Raw genomic sequence first — 17,499 nt, 5'->3', positions numbered from 1 at the left:
CTCCGCCGGCTCCGCCACCGACGAAGCCTCCGCCCGCTCCGCCACCGAAGAAGCGGCCTCCACCGGCTCCGCCGCCAACGCGGTCCAGGGTCATTGTCTGTGCGGTGCTGATAGTCATGGCCGTGAAGCTAACGCCGGATCCGATGCCGCCGCAAGAGTTTTAATCTGAATTTTCGGCGACGATTGCCAGAGCAACTACTTGCCCTGCGTGTCGATGCCGACCTCCGGGCACTCCCAGTCCGCGTCGGTGTTCTTCGCTGCGGCGCTGTCGGCGATGTGCTCAATGCGCTTCAGCGAAATGACATGAGAGGCATCGGCATTGACGATGACGGCAAATCCCGCGGCCGGAGCCCATCGGGCCGGCACCAACACCCACCGGTCATTGTGGACGGCCAGCGAGCGGAAACACTCGTAGCGCAGAAAGGCCGACTTCGCCGACGGGTCAGCGCCCTGCGGGGCCCAGCTCACCTTGATCTGATTGCCCAGCAGCAGCGGCACATCCTGCTTGGCGTCCACATCCAGGACGACGACGTTCTCCCGCGACCACAAACCCGCATTGGTGTTGATAGCGAGGTCGTGACCGCGGAAGGTGGCGAAGATGTCGGCGACCCAAAACAACGCCACCACGATCGCCCCGGCCGCCACCACGAGGCTGCCCCGTTCGGCGGCCGCGAACGGTCGCGGCGCATCGCTGGTGCGGGTTCCGCCGAGCAGCCACAGCCCGACCATCAGGAGGGCGGCGCCCAGGCCGAGTGCCACGGGCGTCGCGACGTCGGCCTGAATCGGGGCCCAATCGGGCTTGGTCAGCCCGACGATCGCGATGGCCACGCCGACCACTCCGAGGGCGATGGACACCCACGCGACCCCGCGCAGCAACTGGGGCCGGCGACCGGATTGCACCAGGCGACGCAGGTAATCGGCGGCCCAGAGCATGGCCACCCACGCGAACAGGCCCACCACCAGCGGCACGTACAGCGCCGGCAGGCTCTTGACGACATAGTCGGTGGTGGTGAATCCGATTGCGTCCGTGTCGATTCCGAAATACGAGAAGTAGGTTCGGGTGGCGACATAGCCGTAGAAGTAGCACAGCGAGGTGATGATGGTGGTCGGCGCGATGAACAACCCCACGACGCCGATCCACTTGGGCATGGCGGGCGAACCCTCTTCCTCGCTCACGGCGACGGAACCGGAGATGCGGTGGTCGGGCTCGGCGGAATGCCGGTTGTCACGGAGGGTGGCAGCGTGGTCGTTGGGGTGGATGGCAGCGGTGTCGTACGGTCCGTCGTCGGCGGCGTTCCCGTCGTCACCGTGGGCGGCGTGTAGACGGAAATGCTAGAGCTGGACGGCACCTTGGTGCGCGTGGTGGACGTCACCGACGACGAGGTCGTCGGGGGCGTCTTGTTGTCCGATCCGCAGGAGGCCAACGAGAGCGCCGCGGCAGCGGCGAGCGTTGCGACTATCGCCTTGCGCGCGGTTGACGGGACTGGACCGGTCTGCGTCATCGCAACCTCCACACGCGGCATCCCCGAGATGGGATACTCCCATCCCGCGGACCAGATGTGGCGACTATCGCCGAATCTCCGGCCCGGCAAAACGAAACCACCCGCGCGACGGTTGCCACGCGGGTGGTTTCGGTTGACGGATCTAGACGTCGTAGTACAGCGCGAACTCGTACGGGTGCGGTCGGATCTGCACGGGCAGGATTTCGTTCTCGCGCTTGAAGCTGATCCACGTCTCGATCAGGTCGGGCGTGAAAACCCCACCCTCGGTGAGGTATTCGTGATCCTCTTCCAGCCGGTCGATCACCGCGGACAGCTGGGTGGGCGCCTGCGGGATGTTGGCGGCCTCCTCCGGCGGCAACTCGTAGAGGTCCTTGTCGACCGGGGCCTGCGGCTCGATCTTGTTCTTGATGCCGTCCAGCCCGGCCATCAGCATCGCCGAGAACGCCAGGTACGGGTTGCCCGACGAGTCGGGGCAACGGAACTCGAGCCGCTTGGCCTTCGGGTTGCTGCCGGTGATCGGGATGCGGACACAGGCCGATCGGTTGCGCTGGCTGTAGACCAGGTTGATCGGGGCCTCGTAGCCCGGGACCAGTCGCTTGTAGGAGTTGACGGTCGGGTTGGTGAAGGCCAGCAGCGACGGGGCGTGGTGCAGCAGGCCGCCGATGTAGTGGCGCGCCGTGTCCGACAGGCCGGCGTAGCCGGTCTCGTCGTACATCAACGGGCTGCCGTCTTTCCACAGCGACTGGTGGGTGTGCATGCCGGAGCCGTTGTCACCGAACAGTGGCTTGGGCATGAAGGTGACGGTCTTGCCGGCCTGCCAGGCGGTGTTCTTGACGATGTACTTGTACAGCTGCATGTCGTCGGCGGCATGCAGCAGCGTGTTGAACTTGTAGTTGATCTCGGCCTGTCCGCCGCTGCCCACCTCGTGGTGGCCCTTCTCCAGGCTGAAGCCAGCTTTGATCAGGTTCGCCAGCATGTCGGCGCGCAGGTCGACGTAGTGGTCGACGGGAGCGACGGGGAAGTACCCGCCCTTGGGGCGGACCTTGTAGCCGCGGTTGGGCGTGCCGTCGTTCTCGGTCGGCTCGCCGGTGTTCCACCAGCCCGAGATCGCGTCGACCTCGTAGAAGGAGCCGTTGGTGCGCGAGTCGAAGCTCACCGAGTCGAAGATGTAGAACTCCGCCTCGGCGCCGAAGTAGGCGGTGTCGGCGACCCCGGTGCTGATCAGGTAGTTCTCCGCCTTGCGGGCGATGTTGCGCGGGTCGCGCGAGTAGGGCTCGAGGGTGAACGGGTCGTGCACGAAGAAGTTCAGGTTCAGCGTCTTGTGCTCGGTGAACAGGTCGATCTGCGCCGTCGCGGGGTCCGGCAGGAGCAGCATGTCGGATTCGTGAATGGACTGGAAGCCTCGAATCGAGGAACCGTCGAAGGCCAGGCCGTCCTCGAAGACGCTCTCGTCGAAGAACGAAACCGGAATCGTGAAGTGCTGCATGATGCCTGGCAAGTCACAGAACCGGACGTCGACAAACTCGACGTTCTCGTCCTTGACGAGTTTGAAGACGTCGTCGGGCGTCGTTTCCGTCACAGAAATGCTCCTTTACTTGGTGAGATCCGCGGCCTGACGCTATGGAGCAGATGTTGCCCGCCAGTCAACCCCGTGTTGCGCGCACGTTACGCGACCCATGTTGTTCACAAAAGAGTCGCCGTCACCGGCGGGTTCTATTGTGGGGCCATGGACCGCTGGATCGTATCTCTTCCGGTGCCCGGGCGCAGCGTTCAGCCGGGGTTGCGACGATGACGCCGAACTCGCCGTCCACCTATCCCGGCGAGCGGCTGGGACTGCCGCAAAGCGGGCCGGGGTCGCTGGCCCCGATGGGACGTCGGCTGGGTGCCCTGATGATCGACTGGCTGATCTCCTACGGCCTGGCCGCGCTGGCGCTGCGCTTCGGCGTCTTCTCTGAACACGCGTTGTCGACGGCGGTGCTGGGCATCTGGTTCGTGCTCGGTGTGATCTCGGTGCGGCTGTTCGGCTTCACGCCCGGGCAGTTGGTGCTGGGCCTGCAGGTCGTGACGGTCGACGACCGGGGCGCGGTCGGCATCGGCCGGGCGGTGGTGCGCGGTGTGCTGGTTGGGACCGTGGTCCCGGCGTTGTTCACCGACTGGGACGGCCGCGGCATGCAGGATCGGCTGACCGCGACGGCGGTCGTCCGGCGCTGATTAGATGGCGGCGACCCGCAGCGCCCGGCTGACGCCGCGCTTGCGATCGCCGCTGGCTACTTGCGGCGCACCGTGCGCTGCACGCCGCGCATCTTGCCGGCGTTGGGAAGCGGCCCCTTCGGCAGGACGGCGGCGCCCGCCCGCGTACCCAGCGCGGCGAGCCGGGACTCCAGCGTGTCCATCTGCTTGACGGTGATGTTGGCCGGCAAGCGGTTGAGGTGGCGCTCCAGCTTGGACAGCGGCACCTCGTCGTCGCCGTTGCCGACAACGAGGTCGTAGATCGGCACCTCGCCGATCAACCGCGCGGTGCGCTTCTTCTCCTGGGCCAGCAGCGGCCGGACCCGGGCCGACGACCCTTCCGCGACCAAGATGACGCCCGGCCGGCCGATGACGCGGTGCACCGCGTCGAGGTGGCCGGTCGCGGCCACGCCCGGCGTCACCCGCCACTTGCCGCGCAGGTTGTCCAACGCCCAAGCCGCCGCGCCGGTTTGTCCCTCGGCCTTGCTGTAGACGCTCTTCTGCGCGCGGCGACCGAACACGATGAAGGCCGCCAGCGCGCCCAGCACCACGCCCAGCGGGATCAAGGTGAACGTGGTCAGCCCGCCGGCCCACACGCCGACGGCCACCGAGGCGGCCACGATCAGCACGAAGACGCCGATCATGTAGGGCAGCAGCCGCTTGTCCTCGCGGCGCTGAAGGTTGAACGCCTGCCACAACTGGGCGCGACGCTCCTTCGCGGCGGCCTTACGCGCGGCCTGCGCCTGCGCCCGGGCGGCCTTGTTCTCAGCGGCGGTGCGGGGTTTAGCCATAGTCAAAGGATACGTACCGGCGAATCGGGCCGACGGCCGTCAGGCGCGGGTGCGCGCGGCTTGCTCGTAGAGCCGGCCCGCCCGGTAGGACGACCGCACCAGCGGCCCCGCCAGTACCCCGGAGAAGCCCAGCCCCTCGGCGTGCCGGGAGAATTCGACGAACTCCTCGGGCCGCACCCAGCGCTCGACCGGGTGGTGACGCGTCGAGGGACGCAGGTACTGGGTGATGGTGACGATGTCGCAGCCGGCGGCCCGCAGGTCGGCCAGCGCGGTGCGCACCTCGTCGGGGGTTTCGCCGAGCCCGAGGATGAGGTTGCTCTTCGTGACCAGCCCGAAGTCGCGCGCCGCGGTGATGACGTCCAGGCTGCGCTGGTAACTGAAGGCCGGCCGGATCCGCTTGAAGATGCGGGGCACGGTTTCGACGTTGTGCGCCAACACTTCCGGGCGGGACTGGAAAACCTCGGCAAGCCGGGCGGGTTCGCCGTTGAAGTCCGGTATCAACAGCTCGACGCCGGTCGACGGGTTGAGCTCCTTGATCGCCCGCACCGTCTCGGCGTACAGCCAGGCCCCGCCATCGGGCAGGTCATCGCGGGCCACCCCGGTGATGGTGGCGTAGCGCAGTCCCATCGTCCGCACGCTGTCGGCGACGCGTCTCGGCTCGTCGCGGTCGAGGGCGGCGGGCTTGCCGGTGTCGATCTGGCAGAAGTCGCAGCGCCGCGTGCACTGGTCACCGCCGATCAGGAAGGTGGCCTCCCGGTCCTCCCAGCACTCGAAGATGTTGGGGCAGCCGGCTTCTTCGCAGACCGTGTGCAGCCCCTCGCGGCGGACCAGGCCCTTCAACTGGGTGTATTCGGGTCCCATCCGGGCGCGGACCTTGATCCACGGCGGCTTGCGCTCGATCGGGGTTTGCGCGTTGCGGACCTCGAGGCGCAGCAGCTTGCGGCCTTCGGGTGCGACAGTCACGCCCTCGATGCTACGCGGGGGGTGGGCAGGTGTTCCCGCACTGGCAGGGCGCCGTCGAGGGCGTCGCAGACGGCGTCGGCGACGGCGACGCGGACGTCGTCGACCGTCACCGGGCGCCGCAGCTCGGCCGACAACGACGTCACCCCGGCGTCGCTGATGCCGCACGGGACGATGGTGCCGAACGCGCCGAGGTCGCAGTCGCAGTTGAGCGCGAACCCGTGCAGGGTGGTCGCGCGCGAGATCCGCACGCCGATGGCGCCCACCTTGCGGTCGGGCCGGTCGCCGCCCGGCACCCACACCCCGGACCGGCCCTCCACACGGCAGGTGTCCAGCCCGAGTTCGCTACACACCTTGATCAGGGCCTCCTCGAGGCGGCGAACGTAATTCAGCACGTCCAGCGGTTCGCGCAGGCCGATGATCGGGTAGCCGACGAGTTGGCCGGGGCCGTGCCAGGTGATCTTGCCGCCCCGGTCGGTGTCGACGACCGGGGTGCCGTCCATCGGTCGTTCGTGCGGCTCGGTGCGCCGGCCCGCGGTGTAGACCGCCGGGTGCTCCAGCAGCAGCAGCGTGTCGCTGCCGCCGGCGACCCTGGCGTCGGCCAGCTCGCGCTGCAGCTGCCAGGCGGTGCGGTACTCGACGCTTCCGAGCTGTCGGACGTCGATCGCGGCCCGGCTGGACCGGATGGAATCGATCACCTTCGCGACGCTACCCCTGCGGCGGGTGCGATGCGCGTCACGCACCGGCGAAGAGCCCGGCTGCGGCGCTAGTCGTGGTCGCGGCCGGCGGTGGCGTAGGCCAGGGCCTCGCCAATTGTGTTGTGGTGGAACTGGAATCCGGCCCGCTCCAGGGCGGACGGGATGGCGCGCTGGCCGATGAGCAAGCCCTCGTCGGCGAACTCGCCGAGCGCGGCCCGCACCGCGAACCCGGGGAGCATAAACGGCGTCGGGCGGTTGACCGCCCGGCCGAACGCGGTGGTGAATTCGGCGTTGGTGACCGGCGCTGGCCCGGTCATGTTCACCGGGCCGGACAGCGTGGGATGGGAGATCGCGAACAGCAGCGCCCGCACCTCGTCCTCCAGCGTGATCCAGGACATGTACTGACGGCCACTGCCCAGCCGGGCCCCCAGGCCCGTCTTGAACAGCGGCCGCAGCCGCCCCAACGCGCCGCCCCCGGGGGCGAACACCAGGCCGGTGCGGGCCAGCACCACCCGGGCGCCGCCGTATTGCGCCGGTAGCGTGGCGGCTTCCCAGTCTTCGCACAGCTGCGCCAGGAAACCCTTTCCCGCCCGGTCGTTTTCGTCCACCACGCGGTCCTTGGTGTCCCCGTAGTAGCCCACCGCGCTGGCGTTGACCAGGGTCGCCACCCCGGCGTCGGCGACGGCATGCGCCAGCACCTCGGTGGGGGCGATGCGGCTGTCGCGCAGGCCCTGCTTGAAGGCGCCCGACCATCGACGCTGGCCGACGTTGACACCGCACAGGTTGACGACGGCGTCGACGTCGCTCACCGCGTCGACGTCGAATTCGCCGCTCTCGGGGTTCCAGTGCAGTTCGTCGGAGTTCGACGGTGCCCGGCGCACGATGCGCAACACCCGGTGGTCGGCCGCGCGCAGCGCCGCGGTCAAGGCGGATCCGATCAGGCCGGATGAACCCGCGATGGCGATGACGGGCTTGGCCACGGTTCGGCAGTCCTCCTAAAGACCCAGGTCCGCCTCGAACGCTCCCTCTTCGAGCCGGTGCTTGATCGTGGTGAGGAAGCGTCCGGCGTCGGCGCCGTCGATGAGCCGGTGGTCATAGGTCAGCGGGAGGTAGCAGATCGAGCGGACACCGATGGACTCGTTGCCGAATTCGTCGACGATCACCCGGGGCCGCTTCACGATGGCCCCGGTGCCCAACATGGCCGCCTGCGGCGGCACCAGAATCGGGGTGTCGAACAACGCGCCCTGGCTGCCGATGTTGGTGATGGTGAAGGTGCCGCCCGACAGCTCGTCGGGTTTGAGGTCGCCCGACCGGGCGCGCGCGGCGATGTCAGCAATGGCCCGGGCCAGGCCGGCCAGCGACAGGTCGCCGGCATTGTGGATGACCGGGGAGAGCAGGCCCTGCTCGGTGTCGACGGCGAAGCCGAGATGTTCGGCGTCGTAGTAGGTGATTTCCTTGGTCTCTTCGTTGTAGCTGGCGTTGATGTTCGGGTGGATCTTCAACGCGTCGATCACCGCCCGGGCGATGAACGGCAGGAAGGTCAGGTTGACCCCCTCGCGTTCGGCGAACGCGTTCTTCGCCCGGGCCCGCAACCCGACGATCCGGGTCATGTCGACCTCGTGCGTCTGAGTGAGCTGGGCGGTGGCCTGCAGCGATTCCCGCGTCTTGTTCGCGGTGATCTGGCGGATCCGGCTGGCCTTCTGCGTGGTCCCGCGCAGGTGCGCCAGCGCCGGCGCCGGGCTCGGCGCCGGGGCCGGAGCCGCCTTGCCGTCCACGGCCGGTGCGGCGGCCGGTGCCTGCGCCGGGGCGGGCGCCTGCTGGGTCTGTTGTTTCTTCTCCGCGGCGGCGAGCACGTCCTGCTTGCGGATGCGGCCGCCGACCCCGGTGCCGGCGATCTGGGCCAGATCGATGCCGTGCTCGGTGGCCAGCTTGCGCACCAGCGGGGTCACGTAGGGGGCGCCGTCCGGGCCGGAGCCGCTGGGCTCGGCGGCCGGTTCCGCTTGCGCGGGTTGGGGTTTCGGCGGCGGCGCCGGCTCGGGCTGCGAGACCGGCTGCGGTTCGGGCTTCGCCTCCGCCTTGGGCGGTTCGGGTGCCGGTTGGGGCTTGGGTTCCGGTTGCGGAGCGGGCTGGGGAGTCGGGGCCGCCGCCGCCTGGGAACCGCTGCCGATCCGCGCCAGTTCGCCGCCGACGGGCACGGTGGCATCCTCCTCGGCGGTGATGCTGATCAGGACGCCGGCCACCGGCGACGGGATCTCGGTGTCGACCTTGTCGGTCGACACCTCGACCAGCGCATCGTCGACCTGGACCGAGTCGCCGACCTTCTTCAGCCAGCGGGTCACCGTGCCCTCCGCGACCGACTCGCCGAGCTCGGGCATCAGGACCGGGGTCGCGTCGCCGGAGGAACCCTGCTGGGCGGGCTGCGGCTCCGGCTGGGCCGGCGCCGCGGCCTGGGGCTCGGGTTCGGGCTCGGGCTGGGCCGGTGGCGCGGATTCGGCCTGCGGTTCGGGCTGGCTGGGCTCCTGCGGGGGCGCCGGCGAACCGCCGCCCTCGGCGGAGTCGCCGATGACGGCCAGTTCGCCGCCCACCTCGACGGTGTCGTCCTCCTGGGCGATGATCTTGGTCAGCACCCCGGCCGCCGGCGACGGGATTTCGGTGTCGACCTTGTCGGTGGAGACCTCGACGAGGGGTTCGTCGAGTTCGACCGTGTCGCCTTCCTGCTTGAGCCAGCGGGTGACCGTCCCCTCGGTCACGCTCTCACCGAGTGCCGGCATCTGGACGGAGAAGGCCATCGTTTCTGACTCCTCGATCGCTCGTGGGTCGGGGCGGGTCGAACATCTCGCTAGCCGCTGAAGTAGCTACTCAAAACTATCCTGTCACTGCGTCCGCGCCGCCACACATCCAGGGCGACCGCGCGCGATTGCCGGGACGGCCCGAATGGCCTTGCTACGGTGTGGCCACTGCAGTTGAAGCGGGGAGGTCCGATGCCGGCAACACAACATTTCGTCGACAGCGCCGACGGCGCGCGAATCGCGGTCTTCGAAGAGGGCAACCCCGACGGCCCCACCGTCGTGCTGGTGCACGGCTTCCCCGACTCGCACGTGCTGTGGGACGGCGTGGTGCCGCTGCTGGCCGACCGGTTCCGCATCATTCGGTACGACAACCGCGGCGTCGGTGAGTCCTCGGCGCCCAAGCCGGTGTCGGCCTACACCATGGAGCGGTTCGCCGACGACTTCGCCGCGGTGACCGGGGAGCTGAGCCCCGGCCGGCCCGTGCACGTGCTGGCCCACGACTGGGGCTCGGTCGGCATTTGGGAGTACCTGACCCGCCCGGGCGCCGGTGACCGGGTGGCGTCGTTCACGTCGGTGTCGGGCCCCAGCCAGGACCAACTGGTCGACTACATCTTCAGCGGACTGCGCCAACCGTGGCGACCCCGCAGGTTCGCGCGGTCGATCAGCCAGGCGCTGCGGCTCACCTACATGGTGTTCTTCTCGATCCCGGTCCTCGCGCCGCTGCTTCTTCGGCTGACGCTGTCGATCCCGGCGCTTCGGCGCAACGCGGTGGACAACATCCCCGACGAGAAGATCCACCACTCGCCGCACCTGCCCCGCGATGCCGCCCAATCGGTAAAGACCTACCCCGCCAACTACTTTCGGTCCTTCGCCCGGAAACGACCGGTTCCCGTCGTCGACGTGCCGGTGCAGCTGATCGTCAACACCGAAGACAAGTACGTGCGGCCATACGGCTACGACCACACGCCGCGCTTCGTGCCGCGGCTGTGGCGGCGCGACATCAAGGCCGGTCACTTCTCCCCGATGTCCCACCCGCAGGTGATGGCCGCCGCGGTGCGCGAGTTCGCCGACCTGGCCGACGGCCAGCCGGCCAGCCGGGCGCTGCTGCGCGCGCAGGTCGGACGGCCCCGCGGGTCGTTCGGCGACACCCTGGTGTCGGTCACCGGCGCGGGCAGCGGGATCGGCCGCGAAACGGCGTTCGCGTTCGCGCGGGAGGGCGCCGAGCTGGTCATCAGCGACATCGACGAGGCGGCCGTCAAGGCCACGGCCGCCGAGATCGCCACCCGCGGCGGCGTCGCGCACGCCTACGTCCTCGATGTGTCCGACGCCCAGGCGGTGGAGGCGTTCGCCGAGCGGGTCAGCGCCGAACACGGCGTGCCCGACATCGTGGTCAACAACGCCGGCATCGGGCACGCCGGCGGATTCCTGGACACCCCGGCCGAGCAGTTCGACCGGGTGCTCGACGTCAACCTGGGCGGCGTGGTGAACGGGTGCCGGTCGTTCGCGCGCCGAATGGTGGACCGCGGCACCGGTGGCTACATCGTCAACGTGTCGTCGATGGCCGCCTACGCGCCGCTGCAGTCGCTGAGCGCGTACTGCACGTCGAAGGCGGCGACCTACATGTTCTCCGATTGCCTGCGCGCCGAACTGGACGCCGCCGGGGTGGGCCTGACCACGATCTGTCCGGGCGTCATCGACACCAACATCATCAACACCACCCGCTTCGACGCGCCGGCGGGAAAGGGCGACCGGGTCGACGGGCGCCGGGGTCAGCTGGAGAAGATGTTCGCGCTGCGGCACTACGGCCCGGACAAGGTCGCCAACGCGATCCTGTCGTCGGTCCAGAAAAAGAAGCCGATTCGCCCCGTCGCGCCGGAAGCCTATGCGCTGTACGGTCTTTCGCGCGTGGCACCGCCCGGCCTGCGTAACGCCGCGCGGCTGCGGGTGATCTGACTCCTAGGGCCCCGCGCGCGTCGCGCCCTGGCGTCCCGTCAGTAGCGCGCCGCCGATCGCGAGCAGCCCGATGATCGCCAGCGGGATCGACCACGTGCGCCGGCTGCCCACCGACGATTGGCATTGCGCCACATAGTCGGTGTGGGGAACGACCTGGTTGAGGATCGGGATGTTCGCCACACTGTTGTTGTTGGCGCTTCTGGCCGCGGACAGGTCCGTGGCTACGGCGTTGCCGCACCCGATCGAATGGCCATTGCCGTCCGAAATCGACACCGGCGCCAAGAGCCCGATCACACCGGCCAGCAACAGCACGGCGCCCACAGCGAGGATCAACCGTCGCAGCGTCACGATCTCGCCTTTCTTCGTACGAGTTTTCGATCGGTGGGAGATTAGCCGCTGCACCGGACCGGTAAACCCCGATGGGGTTCGTCGCCCGGTTCGTGGGTATTCCGCCGCGGTAGCCGAGAAGGGGGACTAACGGGTGGTATTGATTGCGACGCGGGACGTGGCCGCGCCCTGCGAGCGGGTGTGGGAAGTGCTGGCCCAAGGGTGGACCTACACCCAGTGGGTGGTGGGCAACAGCCGCATGCGGGCCGTCGATCCGAACTGGCCGGAGCCCGGATCCTCGATCAGGCACTCGATCGGCATCTGGCCGCTGGTGATCGACGACGCGACGGTGGTGGAGGAGAGCGAGCCGCCGCACAAGCTGGTGCTGTGCGCCCGCCTGGGGCCGCTGGGCGCCGCGCGGATCACGATGCTGCTGCACGAGACGCCACAGGGCTGCCGGGTGGAGATGATCGAGGTGCCCGTCGAAGGCCCGATGGGGGCGGTTCCCAATTCGCTCGCGTTGGCCGCGGCCTACCCGCGCAATAAGGAGTGCCTCTGGCGGCTGGCGGCTCTGGCGGAGCGCAAGGTGCCCAGCCAGGTGAAATGAGCGCACGCGACACCGCCGACGCCGTCGTCATCGGGGCGGGACACCACGGACTGGTCGCCGCCTCGATGCTCGCCGACGCGGGCTGGGACGTGCTCGTGCTCGAGGCCCAGCCCGAACCGGGCGGCGCGGTTCGCAGCGCCGAGCTGACGCCGGGCTACATCACCGACCTGTTCAGCTCCTACTATCCGATGACCGTGGCCTCGCCGGCGATTTCGGCGCTGGGGCTAGAGGACCACGGCCTGCGGTGGTCGCATGCGCCGGCGGTGGTCGGGCATCCGCGCAACGCGGCCGACGACGACCCGCCGATCGTCTATCCCGACCCGGCGCGCACGGCAACGGAATTCGCGCGGCGGGAGCCGGCTGACGGCGACAACTGGTGGCGCCTGGTGGAGTTGTGGCAGCGGATCAAGGCGCCGCTGCTGGACGCGATGCTGGCGCCCTTCCCGCCCGTGCGCCCGCTGATGCGGCTGCTGGCCAAACTCGGTACGTCAGAGGCGCTTCGGGTTGCGCGCCTGCTGGTCCAGCCGGCCAACACCATGGCCAGCGAGCTGTTCGCCGGCGAGGCGCCGCGAGTCCTGTTGCTGGGCAACGCAATGCACGCCGACGTCCCGCCGGACGCACCCATCAGCGGCGCCATGGGCTTCCTGATGACGATGTTGGCCCAGGACTGCGGCTGGCCGGTGCCCGTCGGGGGTTCGGGGCAGCTGACCGCCGCCCTGGTCAGCCGCGCCCGCTCGGCGGGCGCGCGAATCGAATGCGACCAGAACGTGTCCCGCATCCGGGTCAAGGGCGGCCGCGCGGTCGGGGTGACCACGGCCGGGGGGCGGACGGTCGAGGCGCGGCGCGCGATCGTCGCCGACGTCACCGCCCCGCGGCTGTTCTGCGACATGCTGCCCAGCGATGCCTTGCCGCCCAAGCTGTTACGCGACCTCGAGCACTTCATGTGGGACCCGCCCGTGGTGAAGGTCAACTACGCGTTGGGGAGTCCCATCCCGTGGCGGGCGAAGGGGCTGGGCGAGGTGGGCACCGTGCACCTGGGGGCCGACGGTGACGGGCTGGTCCGTTGGATGGCCGACCTGAACACCCGGGTGGTGCCCGAACACCCCTTCATGCTGCTGGGGCAGACCACCACGGCTGACCCGAGCAGGTCGCCGGCGGGTACCGAAAGTGTTTGGGCCTACACGCATTTGCCGCGCAACGTGGCCGACGACGCGTCGGCCGACCGGCTGGCCGACGGGGTGGACCGGGTCATCGAGGAGCACGCCCCGGGCTTCGGGTCGGCGGTGATCGACCGCACGGTGCAGCGGCCGTCGGACCTGGAGGCCAGCGACGCCAACCTGCACATGGGTGCGCTCAACGGCGGCACCGCACAATTGCAGCAGATGCTGATCTTTCGCCCGGCGCCCGGCATGGGCCGTGCCGAAACCCCGGTCCAGGGACTGTATCTGGGCAGCGCGTCGGCGACCCCGGGCGGCTCGGTGCACGGCGCCTGCGGTCGCAACGCGGCCAACGCCGCGTTGGCCGCCCAGGGGATGACCGGCTGGCCGCGCCGCAATCTGCGCCGCGCCGTGTTCTCGCTGACGACCGGTAAGCGCTAGCCGTTTTAGCCGTTTTCGGCGATGTCCTCGAGCACCGCGAACATGGTGCGAGTCGGCACACCGGTGCCGCCCTTCGGGGTGTACCCCCACGGGCCGCCGGTGTTGTACGCCGGGCCGGCCACGTCGATGTGCGCCCAGCCCACGCCGTCGGCGACGAACTCGCGCAGGAACACGCCGGCCACCAGCATGCCGGCGAAGCGCTGGCCGCTGATGTTCGACAGGTCGGCGACGGTGGATTTCAGGTCGTCCTTGAGTTCGTCGGGCAGCGGCATCGGCCAGCCGTTCTCGCCCACCCGCTGCGAGATCGCGGCGACCCGGTCGCGGAACTCGTCGCTGCCCATCACCCCGGGGATCCGGGCGCCCAGCGCCACGGTCTGCGCGCCGGTCAGCGTCGACGTCTCGATCAGGTAGTCCGGGTTGTCCTCGCACGCGCGCACGATGGCGTCGGCCAGGATGAGCCGGCCCTCGGCGTCGGTGTTCTGCACCTCGACGGTGATGCCGCCGTACTGGGTCAGCACGTCGCCGGGGCGCTGCGCCGTGCCCGACGGCATGTTCTCGGCCATCGGCACCGTCGCGATCACGTCGATGGGCAACCGCAACTGCGCGGCCAGCGCCACCGTGGCGATGACCGCGGCCGCGCCGCCCATGTCCGACGTCATGTGGTGCATGGATGCCGCCGGCTTGATCGAGATGCCGCCGGTGTCGAATGTGATGCCCTTGCCGATCAGGGCCACCTTCTTCGCCTGTTTGGGTTTCTTGGCCAGCTTCGAACCGCGGTGCGTCAGCCGCACCAACCGGGGCGGGCGCGACGAGCCCTGGCCGACACCGATCACCCCGCCGTAACCGGCCTTCTGCAGCGCCTTCTCGTCGAGCACCTCCACCTCGAGGCCCACCGATTCACCCAAAGACCTTGCCCGCCTGGCGAATTCGGCGGGGAAGAGGTGACTGGGCGGCGTGTTGACGAAGTCGCGGGCGGTGGCCACCGCGGTCGCCACGGCCGCGCCGTGCGCGCTGGCCGCTTTGGCGTCCTTCGAGGCGGACAACACGGTGATCTTGCGCAGACCTTTGTCTTTCGGCGCCGTCTTGTCGCTGCGGAACTCGGTGAACCGGTAGCTGCCCAGGATCAGCCCTTCGACGGTCGCCGAGCACACGTCGGCGCTGAAGTCACCGGGCAGCGTCACGATCACCGCCTCGGCGGTGCCCAGCGACCGCGCGGCCACCCCGGCGGCGCGGCGGATCGTGTCGGCGGCCCATTCGGGCCGCGGCTTGCCCAGCCCGATCGTCAGCACGCTGGACACCGGCAGCGACGGGACCACCAGGCGGTGCACCTGCTCGCTGCCGCCCGTGGCGTCCAGGGCCCGCAGGCCCGATTCGATCTCGGCGACCGCGTCCGCGGGCAGGAGCGACTCGCCCGGGGCAACCGCCGCGCCGGGTGAGTCCTCGTCGCCGGAGGAGACGACCGGGACGATCAATACCGAAGAGCCCGCCCCGCGTTTGGGCAGCGACGTGGCGACGTTTACGGAGGGGCTTTGATAGCTCAATTCGGTGGTCACGGGCATTTACCCTAATCGCTCCGAGCCCGCCCCGGGATCGGCGGCGCCCCCACGCTGCAGCTCGTAGGCGGTGACGGGGACGTCGAACCCCTTGAGCTGCAAGGGGCCACGGGCCGTCGCCGGCCAATCCGGCAACCGCTCGTGCAGGGCGGAATCGGCCAAGATCTGGCACGGGGCCGCGGCCCCGACCAGACGCGCCGCCAGGTTGACCGGGCTGCCGAAGTAGTCCCCGTTGATCGCCAGGACGGCGCCGTACGCCAGGCCCGCGCGGACCTGCAGCCCCTCCTCGCGGGCCCGCGGATGGTCGACGAGATCGACCGCCGCCCTGGCCAGGCGTTCGGGGGAGCCGCTCACCCACATCACCTCGTCGCCGATGAACTTCACCACCCGGCCGCCGTCGCGATGCACCACGTCGGCGACGGTTCCGGCGAACTCGTTGAGCAAGGCCGAAAGCTGCGCGGGGGCCAGCGCGCGGGTGAGCACGGTGAAGCCGGACAGATCGGCAAAACCGATGCCGCACACCACGCTTGCCGACGTGTCGCGGAGCACGCCCTCGAAGTGCGTGCGGGCCCCGGTCAGGTGATGGCGGTGAACGACGTCGATCAACGCGCCGATCCGCGGGACGAACTCCGCGACCGCGCGGTACGCCTGCGCCGTGGCGAGCTCGTCGTTGGTGTAGGTCATCTGGATGTCCGGTGTCCCGGCGCGAATCGCGGTCGACTCCGCCTCCGCGAGCCGGGCCATCGCGGCGCCGAGCACCCGCAGCAGCCCGAACGCGCCCTCCTCACCCACGACCGTTCTCAACGCGACCCAGGTGGCCAGGGCGTCCACGTCGGCCTGGCTGAGCACCGGAACGTCGGGGCCGGCGACGGTAAGCCCCAGCAAGCCCCAGGCGTGGGCGACCTCCTCGGGCGACAGGCCGAGTTGTTCGGCGGCGGTCGCGATGGTGTGGGTCGGGCGTCCCGACCATTGCAGGACGTCCCCGGCGAGGCCGAACAGCCGGCCGCGCTGCTCGGCCTCCACCATCTCGTCGACGGTGAACCCGAGCTCGTCGAGGTACTTGATCAGGTCGGCCCGCTCGCGCGGATTGGCGATTCCGGCAGCCTCGAGGGCTTCGAAGTCCCAGGAATCGACCACCCAGCCAAGTGTGCCAGCTCCCGGGATTAGGGTGAACCGTCGTGACCGATGACCTACAGCACGGCCCGCTGGAAGACCGCCACCGCGAACTGGGGGCCAGCTTCGCCGAGTTCAGCGGCTGGCTGATGCCGGTGTCGTATGCCGGCACCGTCAGCGAACACAACGCCACCCGCAACGCGGTCGGCCTGTTCGACGTCAGCCACCTCGGCAAGGCGTTGATCCGGGGGCCGGGCGCGGCCGAATTCGTCAACTCGACGCTCACCAACGACCTGAGCCGCATCGGGCCCGGCAAGGCGCAATACACGTTGTGCTGCAACGAATCCGGCGGCGTCATCGACGACCTGATCGCCTACTACGTCGCCCACGACGAGATCTTTCTGGTGCCCAACGCCGCCAACACCGCGGCGGTGGTCGAGGCGCTGCAGGCGGCCGCCGGGGCCGGCCTGACGATCACCAACGAGCATCGCTCCTATGCGGTGCTGGCGGTGCAGGGCCCGCGATCGGCCGACGTGCTCGGCGAGCTGGGCCTGCCGACCGACATGGACTACATGGGCTACGCCGACGCCTCGTATTCCGGGGTGCCGGTGCGCGTCTGCCGCACCGGATACACCGGCGAGCACGGCTACGAGTTGCTGCCGCCGTGGGACTCCGCGGGGGTGGTGTTCGACGGGCTTAGTGCGGCGGTGACGGCCGCCGGGGGCGAGCCCGCCGGCCTGGGCGCCCGCGACACGCTGCGCACCGAAATGGGCTACCCGCTGCACGGGCACGAACTGGCGCTGGACATCTCGCCGCTGCAGGCCCGCTGCGGGTGGGCGATCGGCTGGAAGAAGGACGCGTTCTTCGGCCGGGACGCGCTGCTGGCGGAGAAGGCGGCGGGACCGCGGCGCCTGCTGCGGGGCCTGCGGATGGTGGGCCGCGGCGTCCTGCGTCCCGGTTTGACCGTGCTCGCCGGAGAGGCGCCGGTGGGGGTCACCACCTCCGGGACCTTCTCCCCGACGCTGCAAGTCGGCATCGCGCTGGCGCTGATCGACGCCGACGCCGGCGTCGAGGACGGCCAGCGCGTCACGGTCGACATCCGCGGCCGCGCCGCCGAATGCGAGGTCGTGCGGCCGCCCTTCGTCGAGGCGAAAACCCGTTAGCGCCGCAGGTTCGGGTGAAAAGCCCGATCGCAGGCGGATATACAATCAGCGCCATGGCCAGCGACTCCCCTGAGTTCACGGTTTCACGGTCGGCCAACCCCGTCTCCGACGCCGAGCGTGAATCCATCCTGGCCGAGCCCGGTTTCGGTAAGTACTTCACTGACCACATGGTGTCCATCGACTACGACGACGACCAGGGCTGGCACAACGCGCGCG

Annotated in this window: 15 protein-coding genes and 1 pseudogene; 6 read left to right on the top strand and 10 right to left on the bottom strand. The window is 69.7% G+C overall.

Going from position 1 to position 17,499, the window contains the following annotated elements; all coding sequences use genetic code 11:
• Positions 1-195 precede the first annotated feature (195 nt).
• Positions 196-1,176 (bottom strand): hypothetical protein, encoded by a 981-nt coding sequence (locus A5702_RS11455; protein ID WP_068220763.1) that lies wholly within the window; start codon positions 1,174-1,176, stop codon positions 196-198.
• A gap of 468 nt (positions 1,177-1,644) precedes the next feature.
• Complete coding sequence (gene glnA / locus A5702_RS11450; protein ID WP_068220761.1) at positions 1,645-3,081, bottom strand: type I glutamate--ammonia ligase; 1,437 nt, start codon at positions 3,079-3,081, stop codon at positions 1,645-1,647.
• 209 nt (positions 3,082-3,290) lie between these two features.
• On the opposite strand from glnA, the gene A5702_RS11445 reads away from it, so the two are divergent.
• Complete coding sequence (locus tag A5702_RS11445; RefSeq protein WP_055404010.1) at positions 3,291-3,713, top strand: RDD family protein; 423 nt, start codon at positions 3,291-3,293, stop codon at positions 3,711-3,713.
• A 56-nt stretch (positions 3,714-3,769) separates the two neighbouring features.
• Here A5702_RS11445 and A5702_RS11440 read toward each other — a convergent pair whose 3' ends face one another.
• The 5 genes from A5702_RS11440 to sucB form a co-directional block, all read right to left on the bottom strand.
• The gene (locus tag A5702_RS11440; protein ID WP_055404011.1) at positions 3,770-4,522 is read right to left on the bottom strand and encodes a DUF4191 domain-containing protein; all 753 of its coding nucleotides are present in this window, start codon (positions 4,520-4,522) and stop codon (positions 3,770-3,772) included.
• Positions 4,523-4,561: 39 nt separating this feature from the next.
• On the bottom strand, positions 4,562-5,485 hold the full coding sequence (gene lipA / locus A5702_RS11435; protein ID WP_067820003.1) for a lipoyl synthase: 924 nt from the start codon (positions 5,483-5,485) through the stop codon (positions 4,562-4,564).
• Positions 5,482-6,180 (bottom strand): lipoyl(octanoyl) transferase LipB, encoded by a 699-nt coding sequence (lipB, locus tag A5702_RS11430; RefSeq protein ID WP_068220817.1) that lies wholly within the window; start codon positions 6,178-6,180, stop codon positions 5,482-5,484. Before lipB ends, lipA begins: the two co-directional genes overlap by 4 nt.
• A 68-nt stretch (positions 6,181-6,248) precedes the next feature.
• Positions 6,249-7,160, bottom strand: coding sequence for a TIGR01777 family oxidoreductase (locus A5702_RS11425; RefSeq protein ID WP_067820008.1), 912 nt, complete (start codon positions 7,158-7,160; stop codon positions 6,249-6,251).
• Positions 7,161-7,175: 15 nt separating this feature from the next.
• Positions 7,176-8,969, bottom strand: a complete 1,794-nt coding sequence (sucB, locus tag A5702_RS11420; RefSeq protein WP_068220757.1) for a 2-oxoglutarate dehydrogenase, E2 component, dihydrolipoamide succinyltransferase — start codon at positions 8,967-8,969, stop codon at positions 7,176-7,178.
• 192 nt (positions 8,970-9,161) lie between these two features.
• Here sucB and A5702_RS11415 point away from each other — a divergent pair, with 192 nt between their 5' ends.
• Positions 9,162-10,922 carry an SDR family oxidoreductase gene (locus tag A5702_RS11415; protein WP_068220754.1) on the top strand — a complete coding sequence of 587 codons (1,761 nt, stop codon included), beginning with the start codon at positions 9,162-9,164 and terminating at the stop codon, positions 10,920-10,922.
• A gap of 3 nt (positions 10,923-10,925) precedes the next feature.
• On the opposite strand, the gene A5702_RS11410 is transcribed toward A5702_RS11415, so the two are convergent.
• Positions 10,926-11,270 (bottom strand): hypothetical protein, encoded by a 345-nt coding sequence (locus A5702_RS11410; protein WP_055404017.1) that lies wholly within the window; start codon positions 11,268-11,270, stop codon positions 10,926-10,928.
• A gap of 133 nt (positions 11,271-11,403) precedes the next feature.
• Here A5702_RS11410 and A5702_RS11405 point away from each other — a divergent pair, with 133 nt between their 5' ends.
• Both A5702_RS11405 and A5702_RS11400 read left to right on the top strand, forming a co-directional pair.
• Positions 11,404-11,856, top strand: coding sequence for an SRPBCC domain-containing protein (locus A5702_RS11405; protein ID WP_156669578.1), 453 nt, complete (start codon positions 11,404-11,406; stop codon positions 11,854-11,856).
• Entirely contained in the window at positions 11,853-13,454 is a 1,602-nt protein-coding gene (locus A5702_RS11400; RefSeq protein WP_068220751.1) for an NAD(P)/FAD-dependent oxidoreductase, read from the top strand. The genes A5702_RS11405 and A5702_RS11400 overlap by 4 nt, the downstream gene beginning before the upstream one ends.
• 5 nt (positions 13,455-13,459) lie before the next feature.
• Here A5702_RS11400 and A5702_RS11395 read toward each other — a convergent pair whose 3' ends face one another.
• Together A5702_RS11395 and A5702_RS11390 are read right to left on the bottom strand one after the other, a co-directional pair.
• The gene (locus tag A5702_RS11395; protein WP_156669577.1) at positions 13,460-15,007 is read right to left on the bottom strand and encodes a leucyl aminopeptidase; all 1,548 of its coding nucleotides are present in this window, start codon (positions 15,005-15,007) and stop codon (positions 13,460-13,462) included.
• Between the two features lie 6 nt (positions 15,008-15,013).
• Positions 15,014-16,144, bottom strand: a complete 1,131-nt coding sequence (locus A5702_RS11390) for an adenylate/guanylate cyclase domain-containing protein (RefSeq protein ID WP_055401050.1) — start codon at positions 16,142-16,144, stop codon at positions 15,014-15,016.
• A 41-nt stretch (positions 16,145-16,185) separates the two neighbouring features.
• Between A5702_RS11390 and gcvT the strand changes: the two genes are divergently transcribed.
• Both gcvT and A5702_RS26300 read left to right on the top strand, forming a co-directional pair.
• Complete coding sequence (gene gcvT / locus A5702_RS11385; protein ID WP_068220743.1) at positions 16,186-17,283, top strand: glycine cleavage system aminomethyltransferase GcvT; 1,098 nt, start codon at positions 16,186-16,188, stop codon at positions 17,281-17,283.
• Positions 17,284-17,336: 53 nt separating this feature from the next.
• A pseudogene (locus A5702_RS26300) lies at positions 17,337-17,499 on the top strand (branched chain amino acid aminotransferase); the annotation flags it as partial.

Source organism: Mycobacterium sp. E3339, assembly GCF_001666915.1.
In the GTDB taxonomy this organism is placed as follows: Bacteria; Actinomycetota; Actinomycetes; order Mycobacteriales; family Mycobacteriaceae; genus Mycobacterium.
This window is presented reverse-complemented; position numbering and strand designations above follow the sequence as displayed.